The organism is Rhizobium sp. FG96 (genome assembly GCF_057808655.1).
Map to the genome: position 1 here is coordinate 488,820 of NZ_JBMDIL010000002.1, position 15,905 is coordinate 504,724.

The 15,905-nt window shown below is 64.1% G+C and carries 18 protein-coding genes; 9 read left to right on the forward strand and 9 right to left on the reverse strand.

The window, feature by feature from the left end:
• Nucleotides 1-88: 88 nt before the first annotated feature.
• Complete coding sequence (locus ACODR6_RS05640) at nucleotides 89-706, forward strand: helix-turn-helix transcriptional regulator (protein WP_489021360.1); 618 nt, start codon at nucleotides 89-91, stop codon at nucleotides 704-706.
• On the opposite strand, the gene ACODR6_RS05645 is transcribed toward ACODR6_RS05640, so the two are convergent.
• A complete protein-coding gene (locus ACODR6_RS05645) occupies nucleotides 703-1,914 on the reverse strand; it encodes an MFS transporter (protein ID WP_489021362.1) in 1,212 nt (403 codons plus the stop codon). The genes ACODR6_RS05640 and ACODR6_RS05645 overlap by 4 nt on opposite strands.
• Nucleotides 1,915-2,076: 162 nt before the next feature.
• On the opposite strand from ACODR6_RS05645, the gene ACODR6_RS05650 reads away from it, so the two are divergent.
• A complete protein-coding gene (locus ACODR6_RS05650) occupies nucleotides 2,077-2,835 on the forward strand; it encodes an alpha/beta hydrolase family protein (RefSeq protein WP_489021364.1) in 759 nt (252 codons plus the stop codon).
• Between the two features lie 2 nt (nucleotides 2,836-2,837).
• Here the strand turns inward: ACODR6_RS05650 and ACODR6_RS05655 are convergent, their stop codons facing one another.
• The 3 genes from ACODR6_RS05655 to ACODR6_RS05665 form a co-directional block, all read right to left on the reverse strand.
• Nucleotides 2,838-3,575, reverse strand: a complete 738-nt coding sequence (locus tag ACODR6_RS05655; protein ID WP_489021366.1) for a DUF3750 domain-containing protein — start codon at nucleotides 3,573-3,575, stop codon at nucleotides 2,838-2,840.
• A 69-nt stretch (nucleotides 3,576-3,644) separates the two neighbouring features.
• Nucleotides 3,645-3,797 (reverse strand): hypothetical protein, encoded by a 153-nt coding sequence (locus ACODR6_RS05660; protein WP_489021368.1) that lies wholly within the window; start codon nucleotides 3,795-3,797, stop codon nucleotides 3,645-3,647.
• Nucleotides 3,798-3,964: 167 nt separating this feature from the next.
• Nucleotides 3,965-4,243: a hypothetical protein gene (locus ACODR6_RS05665; RefSeq protein WP_489021370.1), complete on the reverse strand. Its 279-nt coding sequence runs from the start codon at nucleotides 4,241-4,243 to the stop codon at nucleotides 3,965-3,967.
• A gap of 127 nt (nucleotides 4,244-4,370) precedes the next feature.
• On the opposite strand from ACODR6_RS05665, the gene ACODR6_RS05670 reads away from it, so the two are divergent.
• Both ACODR6_RS05670 and ACODR6_RS05675 read left to right on the forward strand, forming a co-directional pair.
• Nucleotides 4,371-5,375, forward strand: a complete 1,005-nt coding sequence (locus ACODR6_RS05670; RefSeq protein WP_489021372.1) for an asparaginase — start codon at nucleotides 4,371-4,373, stop codon at nucleotides 5,373-5,375.
• Between the two features lie 149 nt (nucleotides 5,376-5,524).
• Entirely contained in the window at nucleotides 5,525-6,274 is a 750-nt protein-coding gene (locus ACODR6_RS05675; RefSeq protein ID WP_489021374.1) for a hypothetical protein, read from the forward strand.
• On the opposite strand, the gene ACODR6_RS05680 is transcribed toward ACODR6_RS05675, so the two are convergent.
• The gene (locus ACODR6_RS05680) at nucleotides 6,249-7,004 is read right to left on the reverse strand and encodes a DeoR/GlpR family DNA-binding transcription regulator (RefSeq protein ID WP_489021376.1); all 756 of its coding nucleotides are present in this window, start codon (nucleotides 7,002-7,004) and stop codon (nucleotides 6,249-6,251) included. The genes ACODR6_RS05675 and ACODR6_RS05680 overlap by 26 nt on opposite strands.
• A gap of 120 nt (nucleotides 7,005-7,124) precedes the next feature.
• On the opposite strand from ACODR6_RS05680, the gene ACODR6_RS05685 reads away from it, so the two are divergent.
• Together ACODR6_RS05685 and ACODR6_RS05690 are read left to right on the forward strand one after the other, a co-directional pair.
• Nucleotides 7,125-7,490, forward strand: coding sequence for a DUF4406 domain-containing protein (locus tag ACODR6_RS05685; protein WP_489021378.1), 366 nt, complete (start codon nucleotides 7,125-7,127; stop codon nucleotides 7,488-7,490).
• Nucleotides 7,491-7,638: 148 nt separating this feature from the next.
• The gene (locus ACODR6_RS05690) at nucleotides 7,639-8,259 is read left to right on the forward strand and encodes a glutathione S-transferase family protein (RefSeq protein ID WP_489021380.1); all 621 of its coding nucleotides are present in this window, start codon (nucleotides 7,639-7,641) and stop codon (nucleotides 8,257-8,259) included.
• Here ACODR6_RS05690 and ACODR6_RS05695 read toward each other — a convergent pair.
• On the reverse strand, nucleotides 8,256-8,609 hold the full coding sequence (locus ACODR6_RS05695; RefSeq protein WP_112719243.1) for an MmcQ/YjbR family DNA-binding protein: 354 nt from the start codon (nucleotides 8,607-8,609) through the stop codon (nucleotides 8,256-8,258). The two genes, ACODR6_RS05690 and ACODR6_RS05695, sit on opposite strands and share 4 nt — an antisense overlap.
• A 224-nt stretch (nucleotides 8,610-8,833) precedes the next feature.
• Complete coding sequence (locus ACODR6_RS05700) at nucleotides 8,834-9,013, reverse strand: hypothetical protein (RefSeq protein WP_489021383.1); 180 nt, start codon at nucleotides 9,011-9,013, stop codon at nucleotides 8,834-8,836.
• 156 nt (nucleotides 9,014-9,169) lie between these two features.
• Between ACODR6_RS05700 and ACODR6_RS05705 the strand changes: the two genes are divergently transcribed.
• Nucleotides 9,170-10,066, forward strand: a complete 897-nt coding sequence (locus ACODR6_RS05705) for a LysR substrate-binding domain-containing protein (RefSeq protein WP_489021385.1) — start codon at nucleotides 9,170-9,172, stop codon at nucleotides 10,064-10,066.
• Here ACODR6_RS05705 and ACODR6_RS05710 read toward each other — a convergent pair whose 3' ends face one another.
• Nucleotides 10,067-10,726, reverse strand: a complete 660-nt coding sequence (locus ACODR6_RS05710; protein WP_203429390.1) for a glutathione S-transferase family protein — start codon at nucleotides 10,724-10,726, stop codon at nucleotides 10,067-10,069.
• Between the two features lie 98 nt (nucleotides 10,727-10,824).
• Nucleotides 10,825-12,150, reverse strand: a complete 1,326-nt coding sequence (locus tag ACODR6_RS05715; RefSeq protein ID WP_489021387.1) for a TIGR03808 family TAT-translocated repetitive protein — start codon at nucleotides 12,148-12,150, stop codon at nucleotides 10,825-10,827.
• A 240-nt stretch (nucleotides 12,151-12,390) separates the two neighbouring features.
• Between ACODR6_RS05715 and ACODR6_RS05720 the strand changes: the two genes are divergently transcribed.
• Together ACODR6_RS05720 and ACODR6_RS05725 are read left to right on the forward strand one after the other, a co-directional pair.
• The gene (locus ACODR6_RS05720; RefSeq protein WP_489021389.1) at nucleotides 12,391-14,673 is read left to right on the forward strand and encodes a sensor domain-containing protein; all 2,283 of its coding nucleotides are present in this window, start codon (nucleotides 12,391-12,393) and stop codon (nucleotides 14,671-14,673) included.
• A gap of 65 nt (nucleotides 14,674-14,738) precedes the next feature.
• Nucleotides 14,739-15,749, forward strand: coding sequence for a ligase-associated DNA damage response exonuclease (locus ACODR6_RS05725; protein WP_489021391.1), 1,011 nt, complete (start codon nucleotides 14,739-14,741; stop codon nucleotides 15,747-15,749).
• Nucleotides 15,750-15,905 lie beyond the last annotated feature (156 nt).

Here is a 15,905-nt window from a genome sequence, read left to right on the forward strand (position 1 = left end):
TTTTCCCTGACGGATATTATTTTCCAATTTATAAGTTGGAAAATTGCATGCTTGTGTTATTAAAACAAGTGTAAGCTTGGAAAAATAAATGCGCCAATCGCCTGCCAACCGTATCCTGCTTCTGCTGAAGACCGAAGGCCCGCAACTGGGCGCCGATGTCGGCCGCCATCTCGGTATCTCCGCCGAAGCCGCCCGCCAGCAGCTGACGAAGCTGGCGGAAGAGGGGTTTGCCGAACCCGTGACGGAGCAGGGTGCCGGCCGCGGCCGCCCCAAGCAGCTCTGGCAGCTGACCGCGGCAGGCCATCAGACTTTCCCCGACGGCCATGCCGAACTCACCGCCGGCCTGCTCTCGATCATCACCGCAGAGCTCGGCCCCGCCGCCCTCGACGCCGTCATCTCCGCCCGAGAAACGGAAATCCTTGCCCGCTACCGGCAGGACGTCTCGGCCGCCGCACTTTCCGAGCGCGTCAGACAGCTCGCCGCGATCAGAAGCCGCGAGGGCTACATGGCCGATTACTGGCAGGAGGAGGATGGCACCTTCATGCTCGTCGAAAACCATTGCCCGATCTGCGCCGCCGCCAGCGTCTGCGCCGGTTTTTGCCGCTCGGAGATCGAGACCTTCCGCAGCGTGCTCGGCGCTGATGTCGAGCGCTCCGAACATATCCTGCTCGGCGCCCGCCGCTGCGCCTACCGGATCAGCGCCTAAGCCGCGCTCAGCTGCCGCTTGCTGCTTTCGAGGAACAGCAGGAAGCCGATTGCGCCCAGACCGGCGAAGGCCGCGATCTGCGCCGTTCCCGAATAATCCGTCAGCGTCGTGCCGATCGCGAAGATCGTCGCCGCCACGCCGTTGCTGATGAAGACGCTGACCGAGATCAGCGAACTACCGAGCCCCGGCCGGTCGGCGATCAGATCCTGCAGATAGGTGATGGGAACGCTGAGGATCGCCGCCGCCCCGCAGGCATTGATTCCCACCAGCGCATAGATGTGCCACGGCGCCGAGGCAAAGCCCGCAAGCGTCAGGTAGAGGCAGTAGATCAGGCTGCCGACGGCGAGGATATGCACGTTGCGGAAGCGCTTCTGCAGCGTCCCCCACATCATCATGAACGGCATTTCCAGAAAGGCCGTCAGCCCCGCCATGAAGCCGACATCGACGACGGTACCTCCCGCCGGGTGGGTGATGATCAGCGGCGACAGCATGGTGTTCAGCCGCTGCAATCCGAGCAGCAGCGACATGGCGATGATCCGCTTCAGGATATAGGGCTGCAGGATGCGCTTCAGCGACGGCAGGAAACCCGGCGCATCCGAGAGCGGCCCGGAAGATTTCGGCGTCTTTCCGGCAAAGAAGAAATAGAGAAGGAAGCAGGTGAGGCTCGCCGCACCGGCAATTCCGTAGGCCGGCGTCATCGACTGCGCGGTCGCCAGATAAAGCCCGATCACCCCCGGCGCCAGCGCCCAGGATCCCGAATAGAGCGCCCGCACCGTCGACGAGATCGACCCCGCCAAACCCCGGTCCATCCGGTTGGTGGTGGCGCGGATGCTGGCAAACAGGATCGAATAGGTCGAGTTGCTCATCGGGATCAGCAGCAGCACGCAGAGAACGAAGACCGGCGCCGTGTGAAAGATGAAGACCGAGCCGAAGCCCACCATGCCGCAGACCGAGAGCATCAGCACCAGCGGCCGCCTGTCGGCCATACGGTCCGACCAGATCCCCAGCGTCAGGCTGGTCGCGACATTCGCAAGCGCCGAGAAGAACACCAGCGCCGAATAGGCGCCGTCGCTCATGCCGAGCTCGTTGATGCCGATGATCGACTGATAGGGCAGCGTCGAGGCATAGGTGAAGGCGAGCGCAACCAGCGTGATCGCCGGAATGCGGATTTTCGGTTCGCGGATGATGACGGAGAAGGCAGATGGCATGGACGTGATTCCCGATGCGCTAGCTGTAGTCCCGCCGGGCGCGATCGGAAAACGATAGTTTGTGATGGGGATGTCAATTCGTGTGATGCAGTGCGACGGCGCGTGATTGCCGACTCGCGAAAGCGACGCTACTTTTGCGCGCACTCATCAAGCGGAGCCTTCATGCTCAGGATAACGCGGCATCTGATCGACCGGGGAGACGGGGCAACCGTCGAGCTCATCCAGGCGCAACCGGCAAATCCGGTGCCGAAAGGCGCGCTGCTTTTCGTCCACGGCAATCAGGGCGGCAGCCTGATCGGCGCCAGCGAAGCCGCCGATTCCGGCATGCTCGCCCGCTTCTCGTCGAGACTGGATATCACGGCGGCCGCCGTCTCCCAGCCGGGTTTCGGCGCGTCGGACGGCCCTCCCGATTTCTGCGGCCCGAAGACCCAGCAGGCAATCATTGCCGCCCTGTCATTTCTCCGCCAGCAACCCACCGTCGATCCACATCGCATCGTGCTCTACGGCCACAGCCGCGGTGCCGTCGCATCGGCCATGGCCGCAGCCCAAGTCGATGATCTGCGGGCCATCATCCTCTCCAGCGGCGTCTATGATTTGAAAGCCGCTTTTGACACCGCATGGCCGGGTCTGCGTCAGGCGATCGAGCGCGAAGCCGGCCTATCGGAAGACGCCTTCCGCGCCCGCTCGGCGCTCCATCACGCCCGCAAATTCCAGGCGGAAACATTGCTGCTGCACGGAAGGCATGACGACCGCGCCTCCGTTGCACAGGCCGAGATGTTCTCCGAGGCGCTGTCAGACGCGGGTGTTCCGGTCGAGCTCCGCATCTTCGATTGCGGCCACAACATCCCGTCGGATCATTCGCGAGATGTCCTGCGCGCCTTCCTGGGGCAGGTGTTCAATCCCGTCGCCACGCTGCACTGAGATCAGATCCCCACCCGCCCGAATGCCGGGATCTTCACGCCCGGATTGGCGATATCCACGCCCGCGACCAGCCCCATGAAATGCACCTCGAAGCCGCTGCGCGCCCCAGCGGCAAAGCCGATCAGGCCGTAGAGCGTCGCATGCATGTCGCGGCCATCGGGGTCGATCTCGAAGAAACGGCCGTCGGTCAGGAAATCGCGCCCGACGGCATCGGGCGGCAGCACGGCGCCGAGTTCGGGCACGGTTCGTAGCACATGGGCGACGAAGCTGTTGGAGTTCGGCCCGGGATAGATTCGGTAATCACCCGTCGCCGCATAGGGATAGGACTGGATCGCCGCCTCGACCCTGGGGATCAACGCCTGCGCCTCCTGCCCCTTCAGCGCTCGCACGATATGCGGCGTGTTCGAATACCAGTAGGCATCCGGCTGATAGTTGTTGCGGCGGATCGGCGAGCCCCAGCCGACCTTGTCATAGCGGTTATAGGCCGTGTCTCCCGCACCCTTGGTAACGATCCAGGAATGGCTGGCAACCGCGCCTTTCATGCCGCCCGTCGAGGCGGAGAGAATGTAGATCGCCGCCTCGCCATCGGCATCCGGCTTCGGCAAAACACCCGCCGATGTCCACTTCGCCTCACGCCAGCTCTGCGGCCGCTCCTTCAGCGCCCACCACCCGGCAGCCGCGATCGCCGGCAGCAGATAGATGACCGCGATTGCCAGAAACAGCCTCTTGAAAAACCGCATGAACGACAAAGCCCCTCAACCAGCGCCGATAGGATGATATTCCCGACCATGATGGCGCAATTGCGCCCGTCATGAGGCATCGGGCGGGCGTTTGATTTCGGTGAGGTTCAGCGGATATCGCCGCGCGCTGTAGACCCGCAGGATCCAGATGATGCCGCCGCGCTGTGTATCGGGAATGATGAAGCCGTAGCGGGGCTCGATCAGCTCGCGAATGTCAGGCATGGCGGTCGGGCGCCTGCATCCGGATGGTCGGTCAGCTTGCGGATGCAGCGGGAAAGGGCGGCCGCAACGCTTCTGTGTCCTTGCGGGCTGCGTGGGCCAAGCCACTGCTTGAGGTCGTCGAGATTTGCGAGCGCTTGGCGGCTGAAGCGAAGCTCCATGCCGGGAAATCAGCGGACGGGACGAAGGGCCGGGCGCGGAAGCTCGCGTTCCGTGCCCCAGCTGTCGAGCCATTTCAGGACCTCGTCTCCGTCATGGCCGCCATCGCCGATGCCATCAAGAGCCTCCTGCATGTCCTGCTGCCAGCGTGCCGTGTTGGCGATATAGCTCTCCACCGCCTCGGTCACGAGTTCGGCCTGCGAACGGCCGGTGCTGGCTGCAAGCAAGGCGACCTTGCTCTCCAGCTCTTCCGGCAGTTCGACGGCAATCCGGTGTTGTGGTTTCGGCATCGGAAATTCCTTGTTGCAGGGACGCTACCACAGCGCCGGGCCGCTTGCAGCATGGTTTTGACTGAGCGGTTGGCAAGGCTCCGGCAAATGGCTATTGCTCTCGAAACACCAGCCGCAGGAATCCCCCATGTCCAATCCCGTCACCGTCGAAGTCACCCGTGGTTCGCTCGTCGAAAGCCGTCATCGCGGCATGGTGGTCGCCGTCGATGGGGACGGCAAGGTGGTGTTCTCGCTGGGCGATGCCGATGCTGCGGTGTTTCCGCGCTCGGCCTGCAAGGCGATGCAGGCGCTGCCGCTGGTGGAAAGCGGCGCGGCGGATGCCTATGGCTTCGGCAACAGCGAATTGTCGCTCGCCTGTTCCTCGCATTACGGCGAGGATGCGCATGTCGCGCTCGCCGCCTCGATGCTGGCGCGCGCCGGGCGTGACGAGCGCGCGCTCGAATGCGGCACGCACTGGTCTGGAAACCAGGCGACCCTGATCCATCAAGCCCGGACGATCGACAAGCCGAATGCGCTCCATAACAATTGCTCCGGCAAGCATTCCGGCTTCGTCTGCACCTGCGTCCATCAGGGCATCGATACCAAGGGCTATGTCGGCTACGACCATCCGCTGCAGCGCGAAATCCGCGGCACGATGGAAAGCCTGACGGGCGCCGTTCTCGCCCATGACAATTGCGGGGTCGACGGCTGCGCCATCCCGACCTATGCCGTACCGCTGAAGCGCCTGGCGCATGGCTTTGCTAGGATGACGACCGGCAAAGGCCTCGAGCCGCTACGCGCCCGCGCCTCGAAGCGGTTGATGGAAGCCTGTATGGCCGAGCCCTTCTATGTCTCCGGCACCGGCGGCACCTGCACGGCGCTGATGCAGATCGCCCCCGGCAAGATCTTTGCCAAGACCGGTGCCGAAGGCGTCTTCTGCGCCACGCTTCCGGAGCAGGGGATTGCCGTCGCACTGAAATGCGAAGACGGCACGACGCGCGCCGCCGAAGCCATGGTTGCCGCCACACTCGCCCGCTTTTTCGAAAAGGGCGGCGAAACGCATGCGGCATTGATGGCGCTCGCCACCCGTCCGATCCACAATCGCAATGGCGCAGTGGTGGGCGAGGTGCGCGCCACGGCTGCGTTTTACTAACGACTCGTACCGTTGCGGCACATAAGCTTTACAAAAATCAGCAAACACTAATATGGATTAAACCAATTCCGGCGGCTGCGCGTGCGGCCGCCGGAATTTGTCCTACAATGGCGCGAGGTTCCACTCCTTCTATGCCATGAGGGCAGGGTATGTTTGCAGGCCGCTATCTCTGGTGGATGCTGATCGCAGTCGCGGTCTTCCTGTTCTTTTCGATGTGTTTCGATTACGTCACCTGGGCGATCGTCGCCATGTCCGGCTGCGCCGAGGTGGCCGGGTCCTGCGGGCCGATCGTGCTCACCATGTCGGGCGCGATGAAGCCGGCCGGCATGGGGCTGGCGAGCCTGATCATGGTGGTCTGCACCGTGGCGCGGCTGCGCTATCTCAAGGCCGGATGGGCCTGGGCCGCCGTGGCGCTGCTCTGGTTCTATGCCTCGGCGGGTTTCCCGGGCATCCTCGCGGCCGGCTGGACCGGTATGCTGCGGCCGGAAATGGTCGCCGAAAGCCTGCCTGCGGCGTTCCTGTTCATCAATGTCCTCTGTGCCTATCTGGCAATCCCGTTTGAGGAAGGGCGCACCGTGCCTTTCGGCGAATGGCTCTGGCTCAAGGGGCTGCTCTGGTTCTGCGCCGCCTATGGCGCGCTGACGGCACTGGCGCAAACGCCGGGCTTCGCCGCTGCGCCCGCCCGCCTGATCGGCATGCCCTGGATTGCATCCTCGATCGCCGGACTGCAGGCGCCGCTGGAAAATGCCCTTGATCTCGGAACCGGCAGCATGATGCCCGCCTATACGGTGCTCGGCCTCTTCGCCGCCGGCCTGGCCGCAACGCTGCTGCCGCAGGATCTGGCGCTGTTGCGTGAGCGCCTGATCGAACCCTTCATGCCACGAGGATCGCGCCGTTGAGCACCCGGTAGGGAGAAAGCCGCGTCTCCGCAATCCCCTCCGGCACGATCAGCCCGGAAACCTCACTGACGCCGAGAACCGGGCAGGGCGAGGCGAGGTCGAGCTTCTCCTCGGTCAGCAGCACATAGGTCTCGACCGAACAGCGGGCGATATGCCGCTTGATCGCCGCCTCCTCGAAATCCCCCGTCGACAGCCCGTGAACCGGGTGCGCGGCGGTAACGCCGAGGAAGAAGATGTCGGGCCTCAGCTGCGAGATCGCGCTCATCGCCGCCGCACCCGTCGCCACCATCGAATGCTTGTAGAGCCGCCCGCCTGTCAGGATCACTTCGGCGGTCGGATGATGCTCCAGCTCGGCGGCGATCGTCGGGCTGTGGGTGGCAACGGTGAAGGCGATGTCGCGCGGCAGCCGCCGGGCGATCTCCGCCGTCGTCGTGCCGCCGTCGAGAAAGATCAGCTGCCCCGCCTTCACCATTCCCGCTGCCAGCGTGCCCAGCCGCTGCTTGGCATCTGACGCGACGGCGCGGCGCGCGGAAAAATCAGGCAGATCCGGCGAGAGCGGAAGCGCCCCGCCATGTACGCGCTTCAGCAAGCCCTCGGCCGCCATCTCCCTGAGGTCGCGGCGGATCGTATCCTCCGACAGCGAGAAATCTTCGGCAACGCGCTTGGCCACCACCTGGCCGTCGCGGCGCAGGATGTCGAGGATCAGGGATTTGCGTTGTGTGGTCAGCATGGTCCTGCACGGAAATTTACGATACCTCACGATATTGCCTGAAATGACTCGACAAGCAAGTAATTTCGCGCATTATCGTGCGATCCCGTGCATGAGGCCGGGAGTTGTGGAGTTTTGATCATGTTGATTTTGATTGCCGGTCCCTACCGGTCTGGCACGGGTGACGACCCGGCGAAGATGGCTGCCAACCTGAAGCGGCTGGAAGAGCCGTCCTACGCGCTGTTCCGGGCAGGCCATGTGCCGATGATCGGCGAATGGGTGGCGCTGCCGGTCTGGAATGCCGCGGGCGGTCAGACGATCGGCGACGCCCTGCACGAGGAAATCTTCTACCCCGTCGCCCACCGCCTGCTGGAACTCTGCGAGGGCGTGCTGCGCCTGCCGGGCGACTCCAAGGGCGCCGACAACGACGTCCGCATCGCCCGCGAACGCGGCATCCCGGTCTGGCACCGGCTTGAGGATGTGCCGGGGTGTGCGGTGGCGGCGTAAGTGCTCGCACAGCTCCCTCATCTCTGTGCCCTTCGGGCTATGCCCACGGGATGTTACAGAGATGAGGGAGCGTCGGGGCTGCGTCCGATTTCCTCATGGCAGCCGCTCCGCCGCCACGCTATACATCTCCCAAAACAGGGAGACGATCATGCTGACATTGTATTTCGCCCAGGGAACATGCGCGCTCGCGAGCCTGATCGCGCTGGAGGAGGCGGGTCTCCCCTACGAGCCGAAGAAGCTCAGCATCAAGGACAACGAGCAGCGTGCGGCCGACTATCTGGCGATCAATCCGAAGGGCCGCGTCCCCGCGCTGGTCACCGATCGCGGCGTGCTGACGGAAACCATCGCCATCCTCGCCTATATCGCCCAGACCGTGCCGCAGGCAAAGCTCGCGCCGCTCGATGATCCCTTCGAATTCGCCCGCCTGCAGGCCTTCAACAGCTACCTCTCCTCCACCGTCCATGTGAACCACGCCCATAGTCGCCGCGGCGCCCGCTGGGCCAATGATCCCGCCGCGATCGCCGACATGAGCGCCAAGGTGCCGCAGACCATGGGCGAGAGTTTTGAGATGATCGAGAACAAGATGTTCGCCGGCCCCTGGGTCATGGGCGAGCAGTATACCGTGGCCGACTGCTACCTCTTCACCATGACCAAGTGGCTCCCCGGCGACGGTGTCGACATGGCCCGCTTTCCGAAGGTTTCCGCGCACTACGCCCGCATGCTGGACCGCCCGGCCGTCAAGGCGGCGCTGGCGAAAGACCAGGCCTAGGCCCGGTAGGTCGCCGCCAGCTTCTTCGGCGCCCGGAACAGCCAGGCATTGACGAGCCGCCCGCGCAGCTCGTCATCGCCGATCGCCGCCGCCCTGACCGGCAGCGACGGCCAGCCCTTGTAATGATCCGTCTGGAAATAGATCTCCGGCGCCATCTCGATCAGCTGCTCCTTGTCCGGAATGGCGATCGACAGCACCAGCGTCTCGTTGTTCTTCACCGAAACAAACGCCTTGCCGCCAACCTTCAGCGCCGGATTGCCATAGGTCGTGCTCTGCTCGACGCCGGGCAACCCGGCCTCCTCGGCAAGCCGGATCAGGCGGGCGAAGATGCTGTCCATTGTTTCGGGCATGGCGTTGTTCTCCCTCATTTCGGCGTGGGAGAGTCTATCACGGTGAATGCATCTCGCGGACCGATAACTTGGCGACCGCGGCCCCCTCATCCGACCCTTCGGGCCACCTTCTCCCCGCTGGGGAGAAGGGAACTCGAGGGTACCTCTTGCGCCAACGTTCCCCTCTCCCCACCGGGGAGAGGGTAGGGTGAGGGGGCTCCGGGTGAGAGCGCCACCGTGTCAGCTCACGCGCACCGCGCCAGTCGCGCGACCTCGAACCGCGTCGGCTTCGGCTTCGGAAAACCCAGCGGCAGATCGGCGATCTCCCGTTGCGACATCGCCGCGATCTCGCAATGCGCCAGCGGATCATTAGGCGCCACCGGAGCCGAAACCAGTTCATTCCAGAAAAACTTCAGAAGCGACATGGCGATCCTCGCTTTCTTCGCAAAATGGAACGGCAACGCGGAAGCGCCAAGCGCCGCCCGTGCAGAAGGTTCCGATCGATCTTGATGCCTGAAATATCGCGCTCCCCTCACTCGTTTTCAATTGAGATTACGCGGCGCCCACTATAGAAAACCTATATGCGAAACCTGAACTCCGTCCATCTGAACGGCCTGCGGGCGCTGGAAGCGGTTGGCCGTCTCGGCTCGCTGCAGCTGGCGGCCGATGAACTCGGTGTCTCGGTCGGCGCCGTCAGCCAGCAGGTCATCAAGGCCGAGGCGCAGCTGGAGCGGGCGATCTTCGAGCGTACGCCGAAGGGCATGGTGGTCACCGAAGCCGGGGCGGCGGTTCTGGCGGCGCTGAGCGAGGGCATGGCGCGTCTCTCGGAAGCCGTGTCGATGGCGCAGAAGAAGGATGAGACGACGCTGACGATTTCGGTGGCGCCGGTCTTTGCGGCGCGCTGGCTGGTCTATCGGCTCGATCGTTTTGCCGAGCATTTCCCCGATATCAATCTGCGCATCGATGCCACGACCAGGCTCGTCAATCCGGCGGCCTCCGATGTCGATCTCGGCATCCGCGTCGGCAGCGGCCAGTGGCCGGGCGTCAGGGCGGAGCTGCTGTTGCAGCAGGAGGTCTTTCCCGTCTGCGCGCCGCGCGTCGCCGAAGGGCTCCGGGAGCCGCGGGATATCCTGAAACTCCCCGCCATCATCGACGGCAAGGCGATGTTTTCATGGGAAGTCTGGATGCGCGAGGCCGGCCTGTCGGGCTCGACGCTGACGACGCGGCATGTGTTCAACGACGCCTCGCTCTGTCTCGATGCGGCGATCGCCGGGCAGGGGGTGATGCTCGCCTGGCAGACGCTGGCGGGTTATTCGCTGCAGGCCGGCCAGCTCGTGGCGCCCTTCGGCATCCGCGCCAGAACCGGCTTCGGCCATTATTTCATCACCGCGGAAGGCACGCGCGAGCCGAAGAAGGTCCGCGCGTTCAAGGAGTGGATCCGTTTCGAGATGAAGGAAACGGAAGCGCTGTTTGCCTGATCAGCTGGGCTCGGCGGCGCGGCCGGCTTGCATCTTCAGGTAAGCCGGGCGCGACTGGCAGCGCTTGATCCAGGCGTCGATATGCGGCCGTGCGGTAAACAGCGCTTCTTCCGTCTGCGCGTAACGCAGCACTTCCGCGATGTTGAGGTCGGCGGCGGTGAAGCGGTCGGTGGCGATCCATTCATTCCTGGACAGATGCTGCTCCAGCACGTCGAGCGGCCGTTTCAGCTGGCGGGCGGCAACGGCGATCACCGACTTGCCGCCTTCGGTATTCTCAAGCCCATTGTCATAGGTCTTGACGATCTGGATCGTCTGCACTTCGACTTCCGATGTTGCCCAGATCGACCACATGCTGATCAGCGCCTCTTCCTGCAGCGTCCTCGGCGCCAGCGCCCCGCCATGCTTCTTGGCGAGATACTGGGTGATCGCCAGCGACTCGTGCATGACGAACCCGTCGTCTTCGATGCTCGGGATCATCGCCATCGGATTGACGTCGAGGAACTCGGGCGAGCGCGTGTGGAGCGGCGTGCCGGCCGCAGCCGGATCGGCGATCCGGAAGACCTGCAGAACCGGGACATATTCGAACGGAATGCCGAGCTCCTCGGCCATCCAGTAGACGCGCGAGGCGCGGGAGCGGTAAACGCCGTAGATCTTCAGCATGTCGGTATCCCCTCTGGTTTCGCGCGGACCCTATAAACGCCGCTGCCTGCGGAAAAGTGGCTGTGGCTGATGGACCGATGAAAGCTTTTGATATGTCGTCAGATGATGCGGTTTCGCTCGATCTGCAGATGCGGAAAGGCCTCCGCGCCCGCCTTCGCGAGCTCGCCGGTCTGCCTCTTCTCCCAGGCATAGCCGAAGACCGCGCCATCCTTCATCGCCTCGAAGACATTGTCTGCAATGATCGCGGTTCCCGCCCCGTCGGCAACCGAAACGGCGCAGCCGACGGCCGATTGCCGGATGACGTTTCCGGTGACCACAAGATTGCGCAGATAGGGACCCCAGCCGAGCTGCAGCGCCCAGTAAGGCGCGCCTTCGATGACGTTGCCGGAGATCACCGTATCGGCTTCCGCGGCAATGCCGGTGCCGAAGGCGACGTCGGGCTTGTAGGGTCCGTTGAGCTTCAGATTGCGCACGACGTTGCCGGTTATGCTGACGAGACGGCCGCCCTCGTTGAAATTGGCAATCGAGATGCCGTTCGCGGCACCGTCGACGAGGTTTCCGGAGACCACAGCGCCCTGAAACGCAAATTCGACATAGATCGCCGTCTCGCCGGAGCGCAGGCATTGATTGGCGCTGATCTGCACGTTGTCGCCGGAATTGGCGCGGATGGCGGTGAAGGCGCAGTCGGAAATGTGGTTGTTGGCAATCATCACGCCGCCGGCGCGGAACACGTTGATGCCGTTGCCGTTTTCACCGGTTCCGCCGTCATCGGCGCGAATGCGGGTGATGCGGTTTCCGGTGACGACGCTGTTGTCCTCGCCCTTCTCCGAGCGGTGCACCAGGATGCCGCCATTGCCGCAGTCGGCCACGGTGTTGCCGTCGATCGTCAGTCCCGCCGAATTGACGGCGAAGATGCCCGCCTGTCCGGCGCCGGAAAAGCGCGAGCGCTCCACCCGCCCGGCACAGCGCTCCAGCCTCAGGCCGTGCTTGGTGCCGCCGCGGATCTCGCAATTGTCGATCGAGAGTGCGCCGATCCCCGTCAGCTGCAGAAGCCCGCCGTTCAGATCCTCCGCCGTGCCGCCGCCGCTTTCGATCGTGATGCCAGAAAGCTCGATCCGCCGCGCCCCTTCGGCAGAGTTCAGCGGCCCGGTATGGACGATGCGCGACGCGCCGGGAACGCCGGTGATCCTGATACGGTCGGGCAGCACGAGATTGGTCGCCCTGTAGGTTCCGGGCGGCAGGTAAAGCGGCGTATCGCTGCCGGCCGCCGTGTCGATCATCGCCTGCAGGTCGCTCTTCTTCATGCTGGAGGCATCGAGCGCGCCGCGCAGCGCCGGCGGCTTGCTGGCCGAAAGGGCAGGGCGCGCAAAGGGGAGGGCCGCCGCCGTAGCAAGCAGTGCAAGTATAGCCCGGCGTTCAACCATGCGGCATCCTCTGGTTGCTATGGAACACATAGCTATTTCGGAACAAATGGATGTTTGTTTTTGGCACGAAAACCTTGCCCGTCAGTAACCGCAGGGCGCAAACGCAAACTCTTGTAGATGATTATTTGGCGCCCTTTCACCTTTCCATTTAAGCAAGCCGAAGGGAATGCGCATTAGCCTATTCGCAATTTCTATTGTCACTTTTACAGCGTACGGCCTGGGCCGGTTGGGAGCGTCGTCATGAACGAAATGAGTGCCAAACAATGGCAGTCTGACGGCGATCTTGCAGAAGAAACCAAGCGTCTCGTTGTCGCTACCGAAGCGATGATGGCCGCCAACGCGCATCAGTCCGACGGCATCGAGAACGTTCGCCTCAAGGCGATCGTCCACGCGCTTCCCGATTTCCTCTACGTCAAGGATCGTGACAGCCGCTTCGTCTTCGCCAATGCCGTCGTCGCCCGCAGCCACAATTTCGAGAATGCCGCCGATATTGCCGGCAAGCGCGACTTCGATCTCTTCGAATTCGAGATGGCGCGGCGCTATTTCGATATCGAGCAGGAGATCATGTCGACGGGCGTTCCGGCGCTCGACATGGAAGAGATTATCCCGATGCCCGGCCGCAAGCCGATGTGCCGGCTGACCTCGAAGATCCCGCTGCGCAACGATCGCGGCGAGGTGGTCGGCCTCATCGGCGTCTCCAGAGACATTACCGAGCGCAAGCGCCAGGAAGACCTGCGCCGCGGCCAGTCGGCGCTCCTTGAAATGATCGCCCGCAACGAACCGCTGGAAATGATCCTCGAGGCGCTCGTTTTGCTCATCGAGGCCGAGCTGGATGGCGTCACCGGTTCCGTCCTGCTGCTCGACCGCGACGGCACCCGGCTTCATCATGGCGCCGCCCCGAACATGCCGAGCGCCTATAGCCGCATGATCGATGGCATCCCGATCGGCCCCAAGGTCGGTTCCTGCGGCACCGCCGCCTGGCGCGGCAAGACCGTCATCGTCTCGGATGTGCTCTCCGACCCGCTCTGGGAGGATTTCCGTGGCGTCGCCGCCGAATTCGGCTTCCGCTCCTGCTGGTCGGCGCCGGTCCTGACCTCGCAAAACAACGTGCTCGGCACCTTCGCGCTCTATTCCGATACGGTGCGCGAACCCAGTGAGCACGAGCGCGAAATGGTCGCCGTCGCCACCCATATCGCTGGCATTGCCATCGAGCGCAAACGCGTCGACGACCGCATCTATTTCATGGCCCATCACGATGACCTGACGGGCCTGCCGAACCGCGCCTTCCTGAAGGAGCGCATGGCAAAAACCCTGTTCCAGGCCGGCCGAAACAACCGCAAGGTCACCGTCGCCTATATCGACCTCGACAATTTCAAGGACATCAACGACAGCCACGGCCATGCCGCGGGCGACGAGGTCCTGAAGGAGATCGCCGCGCGCATGGTCAATTGCGTGCGCGCTTCCGACATGGTCGTCCGTCTCGGCGGCGATGAGTTCCTCGTCGTCCTCGTCCATCAGTCCAGCCACGATGCCGGCATCCAGCGCCGCCTTCGCGAGCTGCAGAAGGCGCTGACCCGGCCGGTTATCCTCGATGGGACGGAGTTCCCGGTCACCAGCAGCATCGGCGTCGCCGCCTTCCCCGCGGGCGGCAACACGCCGGAAGAGCTGATCGCCAATGCCGATCAGGCCATGTACCGGGCCAAGGAACTCGGCCGCAACAGGCTGCAATATCACAATCGCCAGCGCGACTACTGCGTCGATATCCCGCTGACCGAGGAAGAGGAACTGCGCCAGGCAATCGTCGCCGATCACCTCTGCCTGCATTACCAGCCGCAGGTCGCCGTCGTCTCCGGCCGCCTGACCGGCCTGGAGGCTCTGGTGCGCTGGAACCATCCGCAACGCGGCATGATCCCGCCCGGCAATTTCATTCCGCTTGCCGAAGAGAGCGGCCTCATCATCCCGCTCGGTCTCTGGGTGCTGAACGAAGCCTGCCGCCAGGCGCGCGAATGGCAGGATCGCGGCCTGAAGCCCGTGACCGTCGCCGTCAACGTGTCCGCCAAGCAGTTCGCCGACCCGGATTTCGCCGGCCACGTCCACGAAGCGCTGGAGCGCCACCGCCTCGATCCGCGCTGGCTGGAGCTGGAGCTCACTGAAAGCACCGTCATGCAGGACGTCGACAAGGCGATCGGCATCATGGGCCGCCTGCACCGGCTCGGCGTGCGCCTGTCGATCGACGATTTCGGCGCCGGCTATTCCAGCCTCGCGGCGCTGAAGACCTTCCCCTTCGACCGGCTGAAGATGGACCGCTCGCTGGTCGAGGCGCTCCCCGGCGACAAGACCGCCGTCGCCATCGCCTCAGCCGTCATCTCGCTCGCCCAGACCCTGCAGCTCACCGTCGTCGCCGAAGGCGTCGAGAGCGACGCCCAGCTGGAATTCCTGCGCTGGGCAAAATGCGAAGAGGCCCAGGGCTTCCGCTTTGCCAAGCCGCTGCCGCCGGGCGACGTGGTGCGCATGTTCAAGTAGCCGGGCGGCGCAATTTCCGCCCGCTACTGGCGCTTCGCAGCGATGCCGCTATCTTCCCTCGGATGATGCGACCCGACGCCCTGCTTTATCCCGCCCCCGAAGGGCTCTTCTGCCCGGAGGGCGGGTTCTATATCGATCCCGTCAGGCCGGTCGACCGGGCGCTCGTCACCCACGGACATTCCGATCATGCGCGCCCCGGCCATCGCCATGTGCTGGCAACGCGCCAGACGCTCGATATCATGCGGCTGCGCTACGGCGAGGATTTTGCCGGCAGCGAACAGGCCGCCGCCTTCGGCGAGGAAATCTCCGTCAACGGCGTCAAGGTGAGCTTCCATCCGGCCGGTCACGTCCTCGGCTCGGCGCAGATCGCGGTCGAGAAGAACGGTACGCGCATCGTTGCCTCCGGCGATTACAAGCGCCGCCCGGACCCGACCTGCGCCGCCTACGAACCGGTACCCTGCGACGTCTTCATCACCGAGGCGACCTTCGGCCTGCCGGTCTTCCACCACCCGGACCCGATGGACGAGATCGGCAAGGTCTTCGCGTCGCTGCGCCAGTTTCCCGAGCGCACCCACCTGATCGGCGCCTATGCGCTCGGCAAGGCCCAGCGCGTCATCCGCCTGCTGCGCGATGCCGGTTACGACAAGCCGATCTATATCCACGGCGCCATGGAGCGGCTCTGCGATTACTATCAGGGGCAGGGGATCGATCTCGGAGAGTTGCTGCCCGCCACTGTCGAAGGCCGCGACAAATCCGCCTTCAAGGGCGCCATCGTCGTCGGCCCCTCATCGGCCTTCGCCGACCGCTGGGCCCGCCGCTTCCACGAACCACTCCCCGCCTTCGCCTCCGGCTGGATGATGGTGCGCCAGCGCGCCAAACAGAACGGCGTCGAGCTGCCGCTGGTCATCTCCGACCATTGCGACTGGCCGGAACTGACCGAAACGATCACCGAACTGCACCCAGCGGAAGTCTGGGTGACGCATGGCCGCGAGGAGGCGCTGGTGCGCTGGTGCGAGCTGCAGGGTGTGAAAGCCAAACCGCTGCATCTGGTGGGCTATGAGGATGAGGGGGATTGATGGAGCTCATGTCCGTCGGCCATCGTGCCCCGCCAGCCCCCCTCTGCCCTGCCGGGCATCTCCCCCACAGGTGGGGAGATTGGGTGGGCGCACCCGCTCGCTCCAATCTGAATTGTTTGGGGAGACCCTCACCACGAGTCGATCTCCCCCCTTGTG

Coding starts and splice junctions, on each gene's coding strand:
- ACODR6_RS05640 (WP_489021360.1), top strand. CDS start 89: ATGCGCCAATCGCCTGCCAACCGTATCCTGCTTCTGCTGAAGACCGAA.
- ACODR6_RS05645 (WP_489021362.1), bottom strand. CDS start 1,914: ATGCCATCTGCCTTCTCCGTCATCATCCGCGAACCGAAAATCCGCATT.
- ACODR6_RS05650 (WP_489021364.1), top strand. CDS start 2,077: ATGCTCAGGATAACGCGGCATCTGATCGACCGGGGAGACGGGGCAACC.
- ACODR6_RS05655 (WP_489021366.1), bottom strand. CDS start 3,575: ATGCGGTTTTTCAAGAGGCTGTTTCTGGCAATCGCGGTCATCTATCTG.
- ACODR6_RS05660 (WP_489021368.1), bottom strand. CDS start 3,797: ATGCCTGACATTCGCGAGCTGATCGAGCCCCGCTACGGCTTCATCATT.
- ACODR6_RS05665 (WP_489021370.1), bottom strand. CDS start 4,243: ATGCCGAAACCACAACACCGGATTGCCGTCGAACTGCCGGAAGAGCTG.
- ACODR6_RS05670 (WP_489021372.1), top strand. CDS start 4,371: ATGTCCAATCCCGTCACCGTCGAAGTCACCCGTGGTTCGCTCGTCGAA.
- ACODR6_RS05675 (WP_489021374.1), top strand. CDS start 5,525: ATGTTTGCAGGCCGCTATCTCTGGTGGATGCTGATCGCAGTCGCGGTC.
- ACODR6_RS05680 (WP_489021376.1), bottom strand. CDS start 7,004: ATGCTGACCACACAACGCAAATCCCTGATCCTCGACATCCTGCGCCGC.
- ACODR6_RS05685 (WP_489021378.1), top strand. CDS start 7,125: ATGTTGATTTTGATTGCCGGTCCCTACCGGTCTGGCACGGGTGACGAC.
- ACODR6_RS05690 (WP_489021380.1), top strand. CDS start 7,639: ATGCTGACATTGTATTTCGCCCAGGGAACATGCGCGCTCGCGAGCCTG.
- ACODR6_RS05695 (WP_112719243.1), bottom strand. CDS start 8,609: ATGCCCGAAACAATGGACAGCATCTTCGCCCGCCTGATCCGGCTTGCC.
- ACODR6_RS05700 (WP_489021383.1), bottom strand. CDS start 9,013: ATGTCGCTTCTGAAGTTTTTCTGGAATGAACTGGTTTCGGCTCCGGTG.
- ACODR6_RS05705 (WP_489021385.1), top strand. CDS start 9,170: ATGCGAAACCTGAACTCCGTCCATCTGAACGGCCTGCGGGCGCTGGAA.
- ACODR6_RS05710 (WP_203429390.1), bottom strand. CDS start 10,726: ATGCTGAAGATCTACGGCGTTTACCGCTCCCGCGCCTCGCGCGTCTAC.
- ACODR6_RS05715 (WP_489021387.1), bottom strand. CDS start 12,150: ATGGTTGAACGCCGGGCTATACTTGCACTGCTTGCTACGGCGGCGGCC.
- ACODR6_RS05720 (WP_489021389.1), top strand. CDS start 12,391: ATGAACGAAATGAGTGCCAAACAATGGCAGTCTGACGGCGATCTTGCA.
- ACODR6_RS05725 (WP_489021391.1), top strand. CDS start 14,739: ATGCGACCCGACGCCCTGCTTTATCCCGCCCCCGAAGGGCTCTTCTGC.